The organism is Cellulomonas fimi (assembly GCF_028583725.1).
Taxonomy (GTDB): Bacteria; Actinomycetota; Actinomycetes; order Actinomycetales; family Cellulomonadaceae; genus Cellulomonas; species Cellulomonas fimi_B.
This window is the reverse complement of sequence record NZ_CP110680.1, coordinates 3,496,762-3,512,039: the sequence shown is the minus strand read 5'-3', so window position 1 is coordinate 3,512,039 and position 15,278 is coordinate 3,496,762. Positions and strand designations below refer to the sequence as shown.

General features: G+C 75.5%; 15 protein-coding genes. 5 read left to right on the top strand and 10 right to left on the bottom strand.

From position 1 onward, the window contains the following. Window positions 1-10: 10 nt before the first annotated feature. The 7 genes from OOT42_RS15805 to OOT42_RS15775 all read right to left on the bottom strand — a co-directional run bounded on the left by OOT42_RS15805 (window position 11) and on the right by OOT42_RS15775 (window position 6,311). Entirely contained in the window at window positions 11-1,231 is a 1,221-nt protein-coding gene (locus OOT42_RS15805) for a saccharopine dehydrogenase family protein (protein ID WP_273652116.1), read from the bottom strand. Further along, window positions 1,228-1,587: an HNH endonuclease gene (locus OOT42_RS15800; protein ID WP_273652115.1), complete on the bottom strand. Its 360-nt coding sequence runs from the start codon at window positions 1,585-1,587 to the stop codon at window positions 1,228-1,230. The genes OOT42_RS15805 and OOT42_RS15800 overlap by 4 nt, the downstream gene beginning before the upstream one ends. Window positions 1,588-1,722: 135 nt before the next feature. Next, a complete protein-coding gene (locus tag OOT42_RS15795) occupies window positions 1,723-2,589 on the bottom strand; it encodes a siderophore-interacting protein (RefSeq protein WP_273652114.1) in 867 nt (288 codons plus the stop codon). A gap of 78 nt (window positions 2,590-2,667) precedes the next feature. Then, window positions 2,668-3,123 (bottom strand): MarR family winged helix-turn-helix transcriptional regulator, encoded by a 456-nt coding sequence (locus tag OOT42_RS15790; protein ID WP_273652113.1) that lies wholly within the window; start codon window positions 3,121-3,123, stop codon window positions 2,668-2,670. 110 nt (window positions 3,124-3,233) lie between these two features. Continuing rightward, window positions 3,234-4,340, bottom strand: a complete 1,107-nt coding sequence (locus OOT42_RS15785; RefSeq protein ID WP_273652112.1) for a serine hydrolase domain-containing protein — start codon at window positions 4,338-4,340, stop codon at window positions 3,234-3,236. A 163-nt stretch (window positions 4,341-4,503) separates the two neighbouring features. Next, window positions 4,504-5,370, bottom strand: coding sequence for an ABC transporter permease subunit (locus OOT42_RS15780; RefSeq protein ID WP_273652111.1), 867 nt, complete (start codon window positions 5,368-5,370; stop codon window positions 4,504-4,506). Further along, window positions 5,367-6,311, bottom strand: coding sequence for an ABC transporter ATP-binding protein (locus OOT42_RS15775; RefSeq protein WP_273652110.1), 945 nt, complete (start codon window positions 6,309-6,311; stop codon window positions 5,367-5,369). The genes OOT42_RS15780 and OOT42_RS15775 overlap by 4 nt, the downstream gene beginning before the upstream one ends. A gap of 243 nt (window positions 6,312-6,554) precedes the next feature. On the opposite strand from OOT42_RS15775, the gene OOT42_RS15770 reads away from it, so the two are divergent. The 4 genes from OOT42_RS15770 to OOT42_RS15755 all read left to right on the top strand — a co-directional run bounded on the left by OOT42_RS15770 (window position 6,555) and on the right by OOT42_RS15755 (window position 11,904). After that, a complete protein-coding gene (locus OOT42_RS15770; protein ID WP_273652109.1) occupies window positions 6,555-7,379 on the top strand; it encodes a Bax inhibitor-1/YccA family protein in 825 nt (274 codons plus the stop codon). Between the two features lie 88 nt (window positions 7,380-7,467). Continuing rightward, window positions 7,468-8,874 carry a cystathionine beta-synthase gene (locus OOT42_RS15765; protein WP_273652108.1) on the top strand — a complete coding sequence of 469 codons (1,407 nt, stop codon included), beginning with the start codon at window positions 7,468-7,470 and terminating at the stop codon, window positions 8,872-8,874. 220 nt (window positions 8,875-9,094) lie between these two features. Further along, window positions 9,095-10,129: an acetylxylan esterase gene (locus OOT42_RS15760; RefSeq protein WP_273652107.1), complete on the top strand. Its 1,035-nt coding sequence runs from the start codon at window positions 9,095-9,097 to the stop codon at window positions 10,127-10,129. Between the two features lie 83 nt (window positions 10,130-10,212). Continuing rightward, window positions 10,213-11,904 (top strand): AMP-binding protein, encoded by a 1,692-nt coding sequence (locus OOT42_RS15755; protein ID WP_273652106.1) that lies wholly within the window; start codon window positions 10,213-10,215, stop codon window positions 11,902-11,904. 37 nt (window positions 11,905-11,941) lie between these two features. Here OOT42_RS15755 and OOT42_RS15750 read toward each other — a convergent pair whose 3' ends face one another. Together OOT42_RS15750 and OOT42_RS15745 are read right to left on the bottom strand one after the other, a co-directional pair. Next, on the bottom strand, window positions 11,942-12,538 hold the full coding sequence (locus tag OOT42_RS15750) for a TetR/AcrR family transcriptional regulator (protein WP_273652105.1): 597 nt from the start codon (window positions 12,536-12,538) through the stop codon (window positions 11,942-11,944). Next, window positions 12,531-13,370 (bottom strand): alpha/beta fold hydrolase, encoded by an 840-nt coding sequence (locus tag OOT42_RS15745; protein WP_273652104.1) that lies wholly within the window; start codon window positions 13,368-13,370, stop codon window positions 12,531-12,533. The genes OOT42_RS15750 and OOT42_RS15745 overlap by 8 nt, the downstream gene beginning before the upstream one ends. A 114-nt stretch (window positions 13,371-13,484) precedes the next feature. On the opposite strand from OOT42_RS15745, the gene OOT42_RS15740 reads away from it, so the two are divergent. Then, complete coding sequence (locus OOT42_RS15740; protein ID WP_124341877.1) at window positions 13,485-13,892, top strand: FKBP-type peptidyl-prolyl cis-trans isomerase; 408 nt, start codon at window positions 13,485-13,487, stop codon at window positions 13,890-13,892. Window positions 13,893-13,981: 89 nt separating this feature from the next. Here the strand turns inward: OOT42_RS15740 and OOT42_RS15735 are convergent, their stop codons facing one another. Continuing rightward, on the bottom strand, window positions 13,982-15,235 hold the full coding sequence (locus tag OOT42_RS15735) for a D-arabinono-1,4-lactone oxidase (protein WP_273652103.1): 1,254 nt from the start codon (window positions 15,233-15,235) through the stop codon (window positions 13,982-13,984). Window positions 15,236-15,278: the final 43 nt, after the last annotated feature.

Genomic DNA, 15,278 nt, shown 5'->3' with positions numbered 1-15,278 from the left:
CACACACCCCTCAGCGGGCGGCAGCCGCGTAGGTGTGACCGGCCGCGCGGAGCCGGTCGACCAGGACGTCGCCGAGACCCGCCGCCGGGGTGAGCGAACCCGCGCGGTCGGGGAGCCGGTCCTCGTCGAGCGCGAGCGCGAGCGCGGCCTCGCCGAGCATGACGCCGGTCGCCGCGTAGCCCGGGTCACCGGGACCGGCGACCTCGGCGCGGTAGTGCCGGCCGTCCGCGGTGACGCCGACGAGGTCCATGCGGAACCAGCCGCTCTCGCGGGTCGCCTCGCTCGGGCCCGAGCCGGCCGGGAGCGCACGGCGGACCAGTGCACGCGTCGGGGGGAGCGCGAGGGCGGCCACACCGACGCCGAGCCCGGCGGTGATCCCGACGACGGCCACCGCGCCCCGCAGCCCACGGCCCACGCCCATCGCCTCGGCGTAGCGCAGCTCGCGGCCGTAGGCCCAGCCCTGCAGCGCGTTGCTGCGCCGCACGACGCGTGAGTTGAACGACGCCATGGGGAACGGGGCCGCCCACCGCCCGCCGGGCAGCACGCGCACGGGCTGCACGTCGGGGGGCTGCGGCGTCGACGGCTCGGCGGCGCGGTCCGGGCTCAGTGCGTACGGGTCGGCCAGCAGTCGGCGCACCGCGGCCGAGCGGGCGGCATGCTCGACGATCCCCAGCGCGGACTCGACCGTGCCGCCGCTGACCCCGCCGCGCGCCCGCGCGAGCAGCCGCACGTCTCGCAGCGGCCCGGCGCCGTCGGACGACGCGCTGCGGTGCAGCACGAGCACGCCGAGGTCCGACGGGACGGAGTCGTACCCGCAGGCGTGCACGAGCCGGGCGCCGGTGGAGCGCGCGACGGCGTCGTGGCGGTCGGCGGCCTCGCGGACGAACGGCGTCTCGCCCGTGAGGTCGGCGTAGTGCGTCCCCGCCCGTGCGCACGCCGCGACGAGGGGCAGGCCGTGCCGCGCGTAGGGGCCGACCGTGCTGACGACGACGCGCGCCGACGCGGCGAGGTCCGCGAGCGTCGCGTCGTCGTGGGAGTCCGCGAGGACGAGCGGCCACGTGTGCGCCCGCGACGGGAGCGCGTCCCGGACCTCCGCGAGCCGGTCGGCGGACCGCCCGGCGAGCGCGACGCGCGTCCCCGCCGGCGCGTGCAGCGCGAGGTGCCGGGCGACGAGCCTGCCGACGAACCCGGTCGCGCCGAGCAGGACGACGTCGTGCTCCCGGCCGGTCACGGCTCGACGGGGGCCGCGGTGAGCAGCGCGACGACCTGCGCCTGGCGGACGAGGAACGCGCGCTCGTCGAGACGCTTCCGGCGCATCCACGTGGTGACCTCGGCGTTGCACTTGCTCGCGTTGCACGCCCGGCACGCGGGGACGACGTTGAGGAGCGTGTAGCGACCGCCGCGCGAGATCGGCAGCACGCAGTCGCGCTGCAGGTCGACCGTCGCGACGCCGCAGTACGCGCAGCCGGCCCACGCGTCGCGCAGGGCGGCCCAGTCGGCCGCGCTGAGGTCGTGGTCGACCTGCGCGAGGCGTCGGCGCCGCCGTCGGTCCGCGCGGACGCGGCGGGTGCTGCGGGTGGTGGCCATCGGCCCGACCCTACGAGCCACCGGGGTCCCGGGCCCGGCGACATCCCGGACCGCGCCGCATCCCCGGCCGTGCCGCCTCCGCCACGGGCGACGTCCCGGCGTCGGGCCGTCCCGCGCCGGGTGCGGCGACGCCGCTCAGGCGAGCCCGGCGACGGCCTCCGACTCCTCGATGTCGGCGAGCCACGCGCGCTTGCCCGCGCGCCAGCCCTCGTCGTCGGTCCCGAGGCGCCAGTAGCCCGACACGGAGAGCTGCTCGCGGGTCACGCCGCGGTCGGTGCGCAGGTGGCGGCGCAGCTCACGGACGGCGCCCGCCTCGCCGTGCAGGAACGCGCTCACGGGCGTGGGGAGCGGCGGCAGCGCGAGCACGGCCTCGACGAGCGCGACGCCGGGGACGCCGAGCCCGCTGTGCACCCACTGCACGCGCACGCCGGCGGGTGCCGCGAGGGGCAGCTCGTCGTGCGGGTCGTGGACCTCGACGACGACGTGCCCGACGGCGCCGGAGGGCAGCCGCTCGAGCGCGACGGCGATCGCGGGCAGCGCGCTCGCGTCGCCGACGAGCAGGTGCGACGCGGCCGTCGGGTCGGGCGACCAGCCACCGCCGGGACCCACGACCAGCACCTCGTCGCCGGGCTCGGCGGACGCGGCCCACGGTCCCGCGACGCCCTCGTCGCCGTGCACCACGAAGTCGAGCGTGAGCTCGCGCGTCGCGGGGTCGAACGCCCGCACGGTGTACGAGCGCAGGCGCGGGGCGTCCGCGGGGTCGAGGGCGGCCCGCACGGCGTCGAGGTCGAGGCGCCCGTCGTCGCGCCGGGGCCGGTGCCCGTCGGCGGCGGGCGGGAGGAAGACGAGCTTGACGTAGGAGTCGGCGTGGGGCGACGGCTCGAACGCGTCGAGCCCGGACCCGCCGACGACGACCCGCACGAACGACGGCGAGAGGCGTTCGGTGCGCAGCACCTCGGCGACGATCGGGGCGGGCCGGGGACGGGCGGGAGCGTCGGTCACCGGGTCACCGTAGCCGCCGCTGCTGAGGGCTGCCGGGCCGCTCCGACCGGCGCCGTGGGTGCGGCCGCGCGCGGCCGGTCAGCGGTCCTCCGCCGCGCGGTCGAGGTCGGCGTCGAGGTCCGCGTTGAGCCGGGCGAGGGCGTCGGCGAGCACCCGGCGGTCCGCGGGGGACCAGCGGCGCAGGATCTCGTCGTAGACCTCGGCGCGGACGGCCCGCGTGTGCGCGAGCGCGCGCTCGCCGGCGGGGGTCGCGGTCACGACGGCCCGGCGGCCGTCGGTGCTGTCGCGGCCGCGCGTGACGTAGCCGTCGGCCTCCATGGCGACGACCTGCCGGGTCACGGTGGACGCGTCGAGCCGCAGCCGGTCCGCGAGGTCGTTGATCCCGGACGGCCCGGCGACGGTCAGGTGCCGCAGCGCGATGTACGCCGACCGGTCGAGCGTGCCCTCGAGCCGGCTGCTGCGGCGACGGTTGCGGTCGGCGAGGCGCAGCAGGAGCGCGACCTGCTCCTCGACGTCGGCGACGGCGTCGTCCATGACCGCTCCTTCCGGATGAGTGTCTGGTCCAGGCCATCCTGCCGACGACGTCGACCCGAGGACCTGCATGGCGCGGGTCGCCGGCGGGCCGGCCACCCGGAGGCCGGGCCTCAGACGCGCTCCGCCGCGAGCAGCCGCGTGCCCAGCACGTCGACGCTCGACGCGACGTCCGACAGCACGACGACACCGCGTCCCGCCGCGGGGTCGAGGCCCACGAACGACGCGAACCCGCCCGTCATGCCGTTGTGCCAGGTCATCGCGCCGCCGTCCGTCGAGCGGGTCAGCCAGAACAGGCCGACCCGCTCAATGGCGTCCAGGTCGGCGCGCGCGTCCAGCGCCCACCCGCCCGGGGCCGTGCCGTCGAGCAGCGCCGCCAGCAGCACCGCGAGGTCCGCGGTCGTCGACCGTACGCCTCCCGCGGGCGCGAAGCCGTCCATCGTCCACGGCTCCTGCGCGCGACCGCGCCTGCTCGACCCGGTCTCCATCGGGTCGTCGGCGGGCCGGACGGCGGGCGTCGTCGTCGCCGTCATGCCGAGCGGACCCGTGAGGCGGTCCGCCAGCAGCCCGGCGTAGGTCGTCCCCGCGCGCGCCGCGAGCGCCTGGCCCACGAGCGCCGCGCCGAGGTTCGAGTACTGCGGGGTCGTCGTGGTGGCGAGCGGCGTGCGGGCGGCCGCCGCCAGCAGGGCGGCGACGTCGAGGCCCGCGTACGGGTTGCGGCCCGTCACCGACGCCCAGGTGCCGCGCACCAGCAGGCGCGGGTCGACGGGCAGCCGGGGCAGCCGTCCCGCGTGCGCGGCCGCGTCGCCCAGCAGCACGCCCGCCACGGCGGTGTCGCCGAGGTCGAGGTGGTCGCCGAGCCGGTCGTCGAGCGTCACCTCGCCCCGGTCGACCGCGTCGGCGAGCAGGAGCCCGGTCAGCGCCTTGGTCACCGACCCGATCTCGAAGACCGTCCGCTCGTCCGCGCCGAAGCCGGCGAACGTGACGCGCCCGTCGTCCACGACGGCGACGGCGAGGCGGTGGGCCCGCACGCCGGGGAGGGCGGCGCGCACGGCGGTGCCCAGCGCGACGTCGCCCGTCATTCCCGCGGCCAGCGTGGGGCGGCGTGCGCGCGCGGCGAGCGCGGTCACCGCGACCATCAGCGCGAGCACCACTACGGCCAGCACGACCGCTGCGGGGACGGGGCCGTCCGCCGGGGTCGGCGCGAGCAGCTCGGTCACGGCTCGGTCCTCCGATCAGCAGGGGCGGGGCAGGGGGCCGGAACGCGACGGGCGCGGCACCGGCGCGTCGAGCGGCGGCTCGACGGGCGGTGTCGCGCCCGTGCGGCGGTCGGTCCCGTCGCCGCGCCCGGAGGAGGTGACGACGGGACCGACCGTCAGGACGTCAGACGTCGCGGCGCTTCATCAGGACCGCGGCGACGGCCAGCAGCACGACCACCCACGCCACGAGGACGCCGTAGCCCTGCCACGCGGTGAGGTTCGCGCCGTGCTCGGACATCGAGTTCATCATGTCGACCGTCATGTCGGTCTGCGTGATCTTCGACCCCGCCGTCGCCGGCAGGAACGGGCTCACGTACTGCAGCGGCTCCCACGGGATGGCCGCGACGACGTTCTCGATGACGAGCAGCAGCGCGAGGATCGTGGCGAGCGCCGCGGCCGAGTGGCGCAGCAGCGCACCGATCGCGAACGCGAACGCGGCGATCGTCGCGAGGTAGAGCGCGCACCCGCCGAGGACCCGCAGGACCTGCGGCTCCGACAGCTCGGGGGCGAGGTCGACGCGCGAGAGGAACAGCGACGCGACGACCCAGCCGAGGGCCACGGCGACCGTCGCGACCACGAGGATCGTGGCCGTCAGGACCGCGAGCTTCGACCACAGGACGGGCGTGCGGCGCGGGGCCGCGGCGACGCTCGACCGGATCATGCCGGTCGTGTACTCGCCCGAGATCGCGAGCACGCCGAGCACGACGACGGCGATCGACGCCATCTGCACGGCGGGCAGGAACGGCGTCAGGCCGAGGTCGATGGCCTCCGCGCCCGACGGGGCGTCGTCGATCTGGCTCGACATGACGCCCGCGACGGCGGCCACGAGGCCGACCATCACGACGACGGTCATCGCGAGCGTCCAGATGGTCGAGCGGACCGTCCAGAGCTTGATCCACTCGGCGCGCAGCAGGTGCCCGAACGTCACCCGGTAGGGGCTCGCCGACGGCGCCTTGGCCGGGGCGGTGGGGGACAGGGTCGCGGTGCTCATGCGGACTGCTCCTGGGCGGTCGGGGCCGTGCCGGGCACGGTGGCGGAGTGGTACTCGACGGCGTCCTGCGTGAGGCTCATGTACGCGTCCTCGAGCGACCCGGTGACGGGCGTGAGCTCGTGCAGGACGATGCGCGCGGCGGCCGCGGCCTCGCCGACGCCCTCCGACGTCGCACCGAGCACCTCGAGCACACCGGGCTCGACGGGGTTCACGGTGACCTCCGGGCCGGCCAGCAGCTGCGCGAGCTGCGTCGCCTGCGGCGAGCGGACCCGGACCGTCGAGCGCGTCGCGCGGGCGACGACGTCGGACACGGGCCCGTCGGCGATGATCCGGCCCTTGCCGATGACGACGAGGTGGTCGGCGGTGAGCGCCATCTCGCTCATGAGGTGCGACGACAGGAAGACCGTCCGCCCCTCGGAGGCGAGATACTTGACGAGGTTGCGGACCCACAGCACGCCCTCGGGGTCGAGTCCGTTGACGGGCTCGTCGAGGATGAGCGTGCGCGGGTCGCCGAGCAGGGCGGCCGCGATGCCGAGGCGCTGGCCCATGCCGAGCGAGAAGCCGCCGACCCGTCGCTTGGCGACGCCGTCGAGACCGGTCATGCCGATGACCTCGGTCACGCGCTTCTCGGGGATGCCGTGCGTCGCGGCGAGCGCCCGCAGGTGGTTGCGCGCGGAGCGGCCCGTGTGGACGGCCTTCGCCTCGAGGAGCGCGCCCACCTCGGTGAGCGGCGACCGGTGCTGCGCGTACGGGCGGCCGTTGACGGTCACCGTGCCGTGCGTCGGGCGGTCGAGCCCGACGATCATGCGCATCGTCGTGGACTTGCCGGCGCCGTTCGGACCCAGGAAGCCCGTCACCTTGCCGGGCTGGACCGTGAACGAGATGTCGTTCACCGCGGTCTTGCTGCCGTATCTCTTGGTCAGGCCCTGTGCCTCGATCATCGTCTTTCCTCAAAGTCGGGGAGCGTGTGGCCGTGCTCGACCCTAGGCCCGCGCGAACGTGCGGGTCATCCGTCGGAAGACCTGAGATCCAGGTCAGGGTCACCCTGACGACGGATCAGGGTGGCGGGCGTGCTCCTCCCTTGGAACGATCTGGGGACGACCGACGTTCCGTACGATGAACGCCCGAACCCGGCGTGCCCCACCAGTGACCGAACGCCTGCCCAAGCCGTCCCGGAGGACGCCATGAGCAACCCCGTCTTCAGCAACAGTCCCGTCTTCGGGGACCCGAACGACCGGCGCAACCGCGGCCGGGCACAGGCCGGCGCCGGCGCCGGTGCCATGGCCACGCAGACGGTCGACGCGGCGACGCTCGACCAGATGTACGCGGCCCCGTCGGCCACCGCGCGGGACACCGGGCGCCTCACGTACGACGACGTCATCATCAAGACGGCGGGCCTGTTCGCGATGCTCGTCGTGAGCGCCGCGATCACGTGGACGCTCGTGCCGGGCCTGTGGGTCGTCGGCGCGGTCGTGGGCCTCGTGCTCGGCCTCGTCAACGCGTTCAAGCGCGAGCCCAGCCCGGTCCTCATCTCGCTGTACGCCGTCGCGCAGGGCGTGTTCCTCGGTGGCATCAGCCTCTACTTCGAGCAGCGCTGGCCGGGCCTCGTCGTCCAGGCCGTCCTCGCGACGTTCGCGGTGTTCGCCGCGTCGCTGTTCCTGTTCCGCTCGGGCCGCGTCCGCGTCACGCCCAAGTTCACGCGCTGGCTGATCCTCGCGCTCGTCGGGTACCTGGTCTTCTCGCTCGTCAACGTCGTGCTCATGCTCTTCAACGTGGGCGGTGGCGAGTTCGGCCCGCTGCGCAGCGGCTGGATCGGCGTGGCCGTCGGCCTGCTCGCCGTGGGTCTTGCCGCGGCGAGCCTCATCGTCGACTTCGACGCGATCAAGCGCGGCGTCGACGCGGGCGTGCCCCGCAAGCTCGCGTGGTCGGCCGCGTTCGGCCTGGTCGTCACGCTGGTGTGGCTCTACCTCGAGCTGCTCCGCCTGCTCGCGATCCTGCGCGGCGACTGACCGCGGGGCGTCGCCCGCGACGACCCCTCGCACGACCTCACCGGCCGGTAGCGCGTCTCCTGCGCTACCGGCCGGTAACGTCGTGTCGGTGAAGTACGCCGAGCACATCTCCGAGCTGGTCGGCGGCACGCCGCTCGTCCGGCTGTCGTCGGTCACCGCGGGCCTGAGCGCCACGATCCTGGCCAAGGTCGAGTACATGAACCCCGGCGGGTCCGTGAAGGACCGGATCGCGCTCAAGATGGTCGAGGCCGCCGAGGCGAGCGGTGCGCTCCGCCCGGGCGGCACGATCGTCGAGCCGACCTCCGGCAACACCGGCGTGGGGCTCGCGCTCGTCGCGCAGCGCAAGGGCTACCGCTGCGTGTTCGTGTGCCCCGACAAGGTGAGCCAGGACAAGCGTGACGTGCTGCGCGCGTACGGCGCCGACGTCGTCGTCACGCCGACCGCCGTGCCCCCGGACCACCCCGACTCCTACTACTCGGTGTCCGACCGGCTCACGCGCGAGATCGAGGGCGCCTGGAAGCCGAACCAGTACGCCAACCCGAACGGCCCCGCGAGCCACTACGAGTCGACGGGCCCGGAGATCTGGGCCGACACCGACGGGCGGATCACGCACCTCGTCGCGGGCGTCGGCACGGGCGGCACGATCACCGGCACGGGCCGGTATCTGCACGACGTGTCGGCGGACCGGCCCGAGGCGGACGGCGGCCGCGTGGTCGTCGTCGGCGCCGACCCGGCGGGCTCGGTCTACTCCGGCGGCGACGGGCGCCCGTACCTCGTCGAGGGGGTCGGCGAGGACTTCTGGCCCGCCGCGTACGACCCGTCGGTGCCCGACGCGATCGTCGCCGTCTCCGACGCGGACTCGTTCGCCATGACCCGCCGGCTCGCGCGCGAGGAGGGGCTGCTCGTCGGCGGCTCGTGCGGCATGGCCGTCGAGGCGACGCTGCGCTACGCCCGCGAGCTGCAGGAGCGCGACCCCGAGGCCGCCGCGCGGGCGGTGTTCGTCGTGATCCTCCCCGACAGCGGGCGCGGCTACCTGTCGAAGATCTTCAACGACTCGTGGATGCGGTCGTACGGGTTCCTCGCCGACGACCAGGGCGCGACCGTCGCCGACGTCCTGCGGACCAAGACCGGGTCGCTCCCGTCGCTCGTGCACACGCACCCCACCGAGACCGTGCGCGACGCGATCGAGATCCTGCACGAGTACGGCGTCTCGCAGATGCCGGTCGTCGGGGCCGAGCCGCCCGTCAAGGTCGGCGAGGTCGCCGGGTCCGTGAGCGAGCGCGACCTGCTCGACGCCGTCTTCTCCGGGGCTGCCGCGCTGTCCGACCGCGTCGACCGGCACATGTCCGCGGCGTTCCCGCTCATCGGGTCGGGGGAGTCCGTGCAGGACGCACGCGAGGCGCTGCAGAAGGCCGACGCGCTCATGGTGGTCGACGACGGCGAGCCCGTCGGCGTCCTCACCCGCCACGACCTCCTCGGCTTCCTGGCCCGCTGACCCGGACCGCCCGGGCCCGTCCCGCCGTCCTCCACGCGCCGCGCGCCGTCGACCCGGGTCTGGTGACCGGTTCGGCGGGTGTTCCGGTCACAGTCGCCGGGTCGTCGGGCGCGGCGGGGGTGGGAGGCGGTTTCCTGGGGGTGGTGGCGGCGGGGTAGCGTCCCGACGTGCGCCGTCCGCGGCGCGCTGCGCGTCCGCACGTCATCGCCGAAGGAGCACGATGGCCCTGTTCGACCTGCCCCTGCCCGAGCTCGAGCGGTACCGGCCCGAGCTCGACGAGCCCGCCGACCTCGACGACTTCTGGGCGACCACGCTCGCCGAGGCCCGCCGTCACGAGGTGCTGGTCGACGTGACGCGGACCGACGCGGGCCTGCGCCTGGTCGACGTCGACGACCTGACGTTCGCGGGCTTCGACGGCCAGCCGGTGCGCGCGTGGGTGACCCGCCCGGCGGGGAGCGCCGAGTCGGGCGAGCTGCTGCCGGCGGTCGTCGAGTACATCGGCTACGGCGGTGGCCGCGGGTTCGCGCACGAGCGGCTCGCGTGGGCGACGGCGGGCTTCGTGCACGTCGTCATGGACACGCGCGGGCAGGGCTCGACCTGGGGCAACGGCGGCCACACGCCCGACCCGGCGGGCTCGGGACCGGCGTCGCCGGGCGTCATGACGCGCGGCATCCACGACCCGGAGCAGCACTACTACCGCCGGCTCATGACGGACGCGGTGCGCGCGGTCGACGCGGTGCGCGCGCTGCCGGGCGTCGACCCGCGGCGCGTGACCGTCGCGGGGATCAGCCAGGGCGGCGGCGTCGCGCTCGCGGCGGCCGGTCTGTCCGACGGGCTCGCGGCGGCGATGCCCGACGTGCCGTTCCTGTGCCACTACCGCCGGGCGGTCGACATCACCGACGCGTTCCCGTACGGCGAGCTCGTCCAGTACCTCGCGGTGCACCGCGGCGCCGAGGAGCGCGTGTTCCGCACGATGGCCTACTTCGACGGTGTGCACCTGGCCCGGCGCGCGACCGCGCCCGCGCTGTTCTCGGTCGCGCTGCGCGACATGACGTGCCCGCCGTCGACGGTGTTCGCGGCCTACAACCACTACGCGGGCCTGACCGGCGGGCGGCCGCGCACCGACATCGAGGTCTACACGTTCAACCAGCACGAGGGCGGCCAGGCGCACCAGCTCGAACGTCAGCTGCGCTGGCTGCCGTCGGTGCTCGCGGCTGCGGAGGCCGAGGTGGCACCGGGCGCCGCGGTGCGCTGAGCGGAGCGATCGCGGACGGGACCGCCGACCGCGAGCCGAAGTTACGGAGTAGTAACTTACGGTGGCGTAGGTTACGCTGAAGCATGGACAGCGCGCGCCCCCTCACGTTCGACCTCCCGCCCGGGGTCCCGCGGCACGTCGACGTCCCCGCCGAGCCGCTCACCGCCGCCCTCGACCGCGCGGCGGCCACCTGGCCGGACCGCGTCGCGCTCGACTTCCTCGGAGCGACGACGACCTACCGCGCGCTCGCCGACGACGTCGCCCGTGCCGCGCAGGTGCTGCTCGACCTCGGCGTCCGCCCCGGGGACCGCGTCGCGCTCGCGATGCCGAACTGCCCCGCGCACGTCGTGGCGTTCCAGGCCGTCCTGCGCGTCGGCGCGGTCGTCGTCGAGCACAACCCGACCTACACCGCCGACGAGCTCGCGCACCAGCTCGCCGACTCCGGCGCGGTCGTCGCGCTCGTCTGGCAGAAGACGCTCCCCGCCGTGCTCGCCACGCGCGACCGGACCGACCTCCGCACCGTCGTGGCCGTCGACCTCGCGGCCGACCTGCCGTGGCGCTCCCGCCTGGCCCTGAGGCTCCCCGTCGCGAAGGCCCGCCGCACGCGCGCCGCGATGCAGGGTCCGGTCCCGCCCGACGTCCCGTCGTGGCACCGCCTCGTCGCCGACGCGCGGCCGCTCGACCCCGCCGTCCCGCAGCCCGAGCCCGACGACGTCGCGCTCCTGCAGTACACCGGCGGCACGACCGGCACGCCCAAGGCCGCGGTCCTCAGCCACCGCAACCTCGTCGCCAACGCCGTCCAGGGCCACGCGTGGACCGGCGTCGAACCGGGCACCGAGGTCGTGTACGGCGTGCTGCCGTTCTTCCACGCGTTCGGCCTGACGCTGTGCCTGTCGTACGCGGTGCGCGTCGGCGCGACGCTCGTCGTGTTCCCGTCGTTCGACCCGGCGATGGTCGTCGCGGCGCAGCGCCGCCGCCCCGGCACGTTCCTGCCCGCGGTCCCGCCCATGCTCGACCGGCTCGTCACGGCCGCGGACGAGGCCGGGGCTGACCTGTCCTCGTTCACGCACGCGATCTCGGGCGCGATGGCGCTGCCGGCCGAGACCGCGCGCCGCTGGGAGGCGGCGACCGGGGGGCTCGTCGTCGAGGGCTACGGCATGACGGAGACGTCGCCCGTCGCGCTCGGCAACCCGCTCACGGCCGAGCGCCGGCCCGGCACGCTCGGCCTGCCGTTCCCGAGCACCGAGGTGCGCGTCGTCGACCAGGAGGACCCGACGCGCGACGTCGACCCCGCGACCGGCGGCGAGCTCCTCATCCGCGGGCCGCAGGTGTTCCAGGGCTACTGGCAGCGCCCCGAGGAGACCGCCCACCAGCTCCTGCCCGGCGGGTGGCTGCGCACGGGCGACGTCGTGCAGGTCGTCGACGGCAGCGTCGTCCTGGTCGACCGCATGAAGGAGATGATCGTCACCGGCGGGTTCAAGGTGTACCCGTCGCAGGTCGAGGACCACCTGCGCGGCATGCCGGGGATCGCCGACGTGGCCGTCGTCGGGGTGCCGGGCGGCGACCTCGGCGAGTCCGTCGTCGCGGCCGTGGTGCTCGCCGACGGTGCGTCGGGCGTCGACCTGGCCGCCGTCCGGGAGTGGTGCGAGCAGCGGCTCGCCCGGTACGCGCTGCCGCGCCGTCTCGTCGTGCTCACCGAGCTCCCGCGGTCGCAGGTCGGCAAGGTCCTGCGTCGGGTCGTGCGCGAGCAGGTGCTCACGGGCGGCGCCGCCTGACGAGATCCGGACCGGCCCGGCGGGCCGTCGGGCCGCGTCAGGCGACCGGGGCGTCCGCCGTCGCGAGGAGGCCGCGGACCAGGCCGTCGACGAGGAAGCGGTAGCTCGCGTCGACGTCGTCGGGCATGCCGAAGCCGCCGTCGAGCTCGAGCACGACGAACCCGTGCAGCGCCGCGCGGACGGCCCGCACGGCGTCGACGTGCCGCTCGGCGCGGACCCCGAGCCCGGCGACGGTCTCGGACATGAGCGCGACCGTGCGGGCGGCCGCGACCTTGACGGCGGTCGCGTCGTCGTCCTGCGGCCAGCCCCCGACCTGCACGGCCCGGTAGCGGCCGGGGTGCGTGCGGGCGTAGCCGCGCAGGGCATCGGCCATGGCGCGCAGCCGCTGCTCGGGCTCGGTGCCCGCCGGGGCCGCCTCCTCCAGGACCTCGGTGAAGTCCTCGACGCACGCGCGCGCGACGTCCCGGCGCAGCCCGGGCAGGCCGTCGACGTGCTTGTAGAGGCTCGGCACGGCGACCCCGGCGCGCGCGGCGACGGCCGCGAGCGTGAGGTCGCCGAGCCCGCCGGGGGAGTCGTCGAGGACCGCGAGCGCGAGCCCGACGACGGCCGACCGGTCGAGGCCGGCCCTAGGCACGCCGGTCCGCCCCGGTGACGCGGTCGACGAGCGCGACGAGGTGCTCGGCGACGGCTGCGGGTGCCTCGCGCTGGGGGTAGTGCCCGACGCCGTCGAGCAGGACGGGGGTCACGTGGGGTGCGGTCTCGGCCACGCCGCGCAGCGTAGCGGCGGGGTCGGGGGACTCGGGGTCCGCGCTCCCGGTGATCGCGAGCACGGGGACGGTGACGTCGGCGAGGCGCGTGTCCTCGTGGCCCAAGAGCAGCCGCAGGGCGAGGGTGCGGAGCTGCTCGAGGTGACCGGGCCGGGCGAGGTCCCGCCGCAGGGCGCCGAGGTGGGACCGCACGTCGACCGGTGCCTTGACGAGGGTGCTGTAGAACCACGCCCAGGCACGAGGGCCCCACGGGCGGCGGAGCAGGACGTGGACCTGGGCGCGCACGGCACCCGACGCGGCACCGTCGTTGGCGGCGTAGGCGAGCAGCGCGACCCCCGCGACGAGGTCGGGGCGGTCGGCGGCGGCGCGCGCGACACCACCGGCGCCGACCGAGCTGCCGACCAGGACCGCGGGCTGCTGAGGCGTCGCGCCGAGGTGCTGGGCGAGCGCGAGCGCGTCGGCGGCGATCCCCTCGACGCCGTGGCCGTCGGGGCCGACGGGGTCGGTCTCGCCGTGGCCGCGCAGGTCGAGCGCCGCGGTGCGGTAGCCGTGCGCGTGGAGCTCCGGCAGGACCGGGGCCCAGGTCGAGCGGAGGTCGCCCATGCCCGGCACGAGCACCACGAGAGGCCCGTCGGCGGGGCCGTCGACGGTGTAGGCGAGCCGTCCGAACGGGCGCTGGAGGTGCTGGGTCGTCGTCATGGGAGCAAAGCTAATGCCATTAGCCATCGCGCCGCAAGGGTGTTCGCGCACGGCGTGACCCCGCGAGGTGCGGCACGATGGACCGGCACTGTCACCCACCGAAGGAGTTCCGTCATGTCCGCAGCGCTGCCCGAGGTCTCGGGGTCGTTCGGCGACAAGCCCACGCTGACGTTCCCCGACGCGCAGCCGTCCGGCGAGCTCGAGGTGGTCGTGCTGTCGCGCGGCGACGGCGAGCTGGTCGAGGCCGGCGACGACATCGAGGTGCACTACCTGGGCCAGTCGTGGCAGGGAGGCGTCTTCGACAACTCCTACGACCGCCGCTCGACGATCTCGTTCGGCATCGGCGTCGGCCAGGTCATCGCGGGCTGGGACGAGGGTCTCGTCGGCCAGCAGGTCGGCTCGCGCGTGCTGCTCTCGATCCCGTCGCACCTGGGCTACGGCGACCGCGGCGTGCCGCAGGCCGGCATCAAGGGCGGCGACACGCTCGTCTTCGTCGTCGACATCGTCGGCACCAGCCGCTGACGCGTCCCCGCACGCGGCAGCCCTGACGCGCGCCGCCGAGCACGCACCGGCCCCCGTCGCCCGCGAGCGACGGGGGCCGTGTCGTGCCGTCAGCCGCGCAGCACGTGCCGCTCGACGAAGTCGTTGCGGAACTTCCCGTCCGGGTCGGTCCGTGCGACGAGCGCCGTGAAGTCGTCCCACCGCGGGTACAGGCGCGCGAGGTCCCGGCCCGGGTCGGCGAAGAGCTTGCCCCAGTGCGGGCGCGCGTCGAACGGCCGCAGCGCGGCCTCCAGCGTCGGCAGGACGGCCTCGACCTGCGGCTGGAGCGGCTTCCACGTGAAGTGCAGGCCGACGCGGTCGTCGCCGTAGGCCGTCGACAGCCACAGGTCGTCGGCGGCGATCGTGCGGACCTCGCTGACCTGCAGCAGCGGCGCCACGACGTCCGCCAGGCCGCGGACCGCCTGCAGCGCGTCGACCGCGTGCGTGCGCGGCACGAGGTACTCGGACTGCAGCTCGTCGCCGTTGCTCGGCGTGAACTCGAGGCGGAAGTGCGGCAGGCGCTCGTGCCACGGGCCGGGCACGCCGAGCTGCTGCGTGCAGTTCACGGGGTCGATGCCCGGCAGCGGGTGGCGCGGGCCGTCCGCGGGCGTCGCGCCGAACAGCTCCGCGCGGCGCTCGTAGCCGTCCGCGCCGACGCGCGTCTTGCGCCACACCTGCTGGACCGCGTCGCCCGTCCAGTCCGTGAAGAGACTCACCGAGTCGGCGCTCGACGTGATCGCGTCCAGGTCGGCCAGCACCGCGTCCCATGGCAGGTCGACGTGCACCTCCTGCGCGACGAGGAACGTCGGCTCGACGTCGAGGGTCACGCGTGCCGCCACCCCGAGGGCACCGAGCGCGACGACGGAACCCGCGAAGTCGTCGTCGCCGCGCGCGACGTGCCGCAGCGAGCCGTCGGGCCCGACGAGGTCGAGCGCCGCGACCGCCGTCGACAGGTTGCGCGACCGGTCGCCCGACCCGTGCGTCGCGGTCGCGACGGCCCCGGCCACCGAGATGTGCGGGAGCGACGCGAGGTTGTGCACCGCCCAGCCCGCGTCGTGCAGGTACCGCGCGAGCGTCCCGTACCGGGTCCCGCCCGTCACCGTGACCGTGCGCGCGTCCTCGTCGAGCGTGATCGCCGGTTCCAGGCCCTCGAGCGAGACGAGCGCCGCCGGGCCGTCGGCGAGGTCGTTGAAGCAGTGCCGCGTGCCCAGGGCGCGCACGCGGTCCTCACCGGCCACCACCTCCTGGAGCTCCTCGACCGTGGTCGGCGCGAGCACCCGCGGCGCGCGGTAGGTGTAGTTGCCGGCCCAGTTCGTCAGGCTCACGGGGCGGGGTCCTCTCGTCGTGCGGCTGGGGGGATCACCCCAA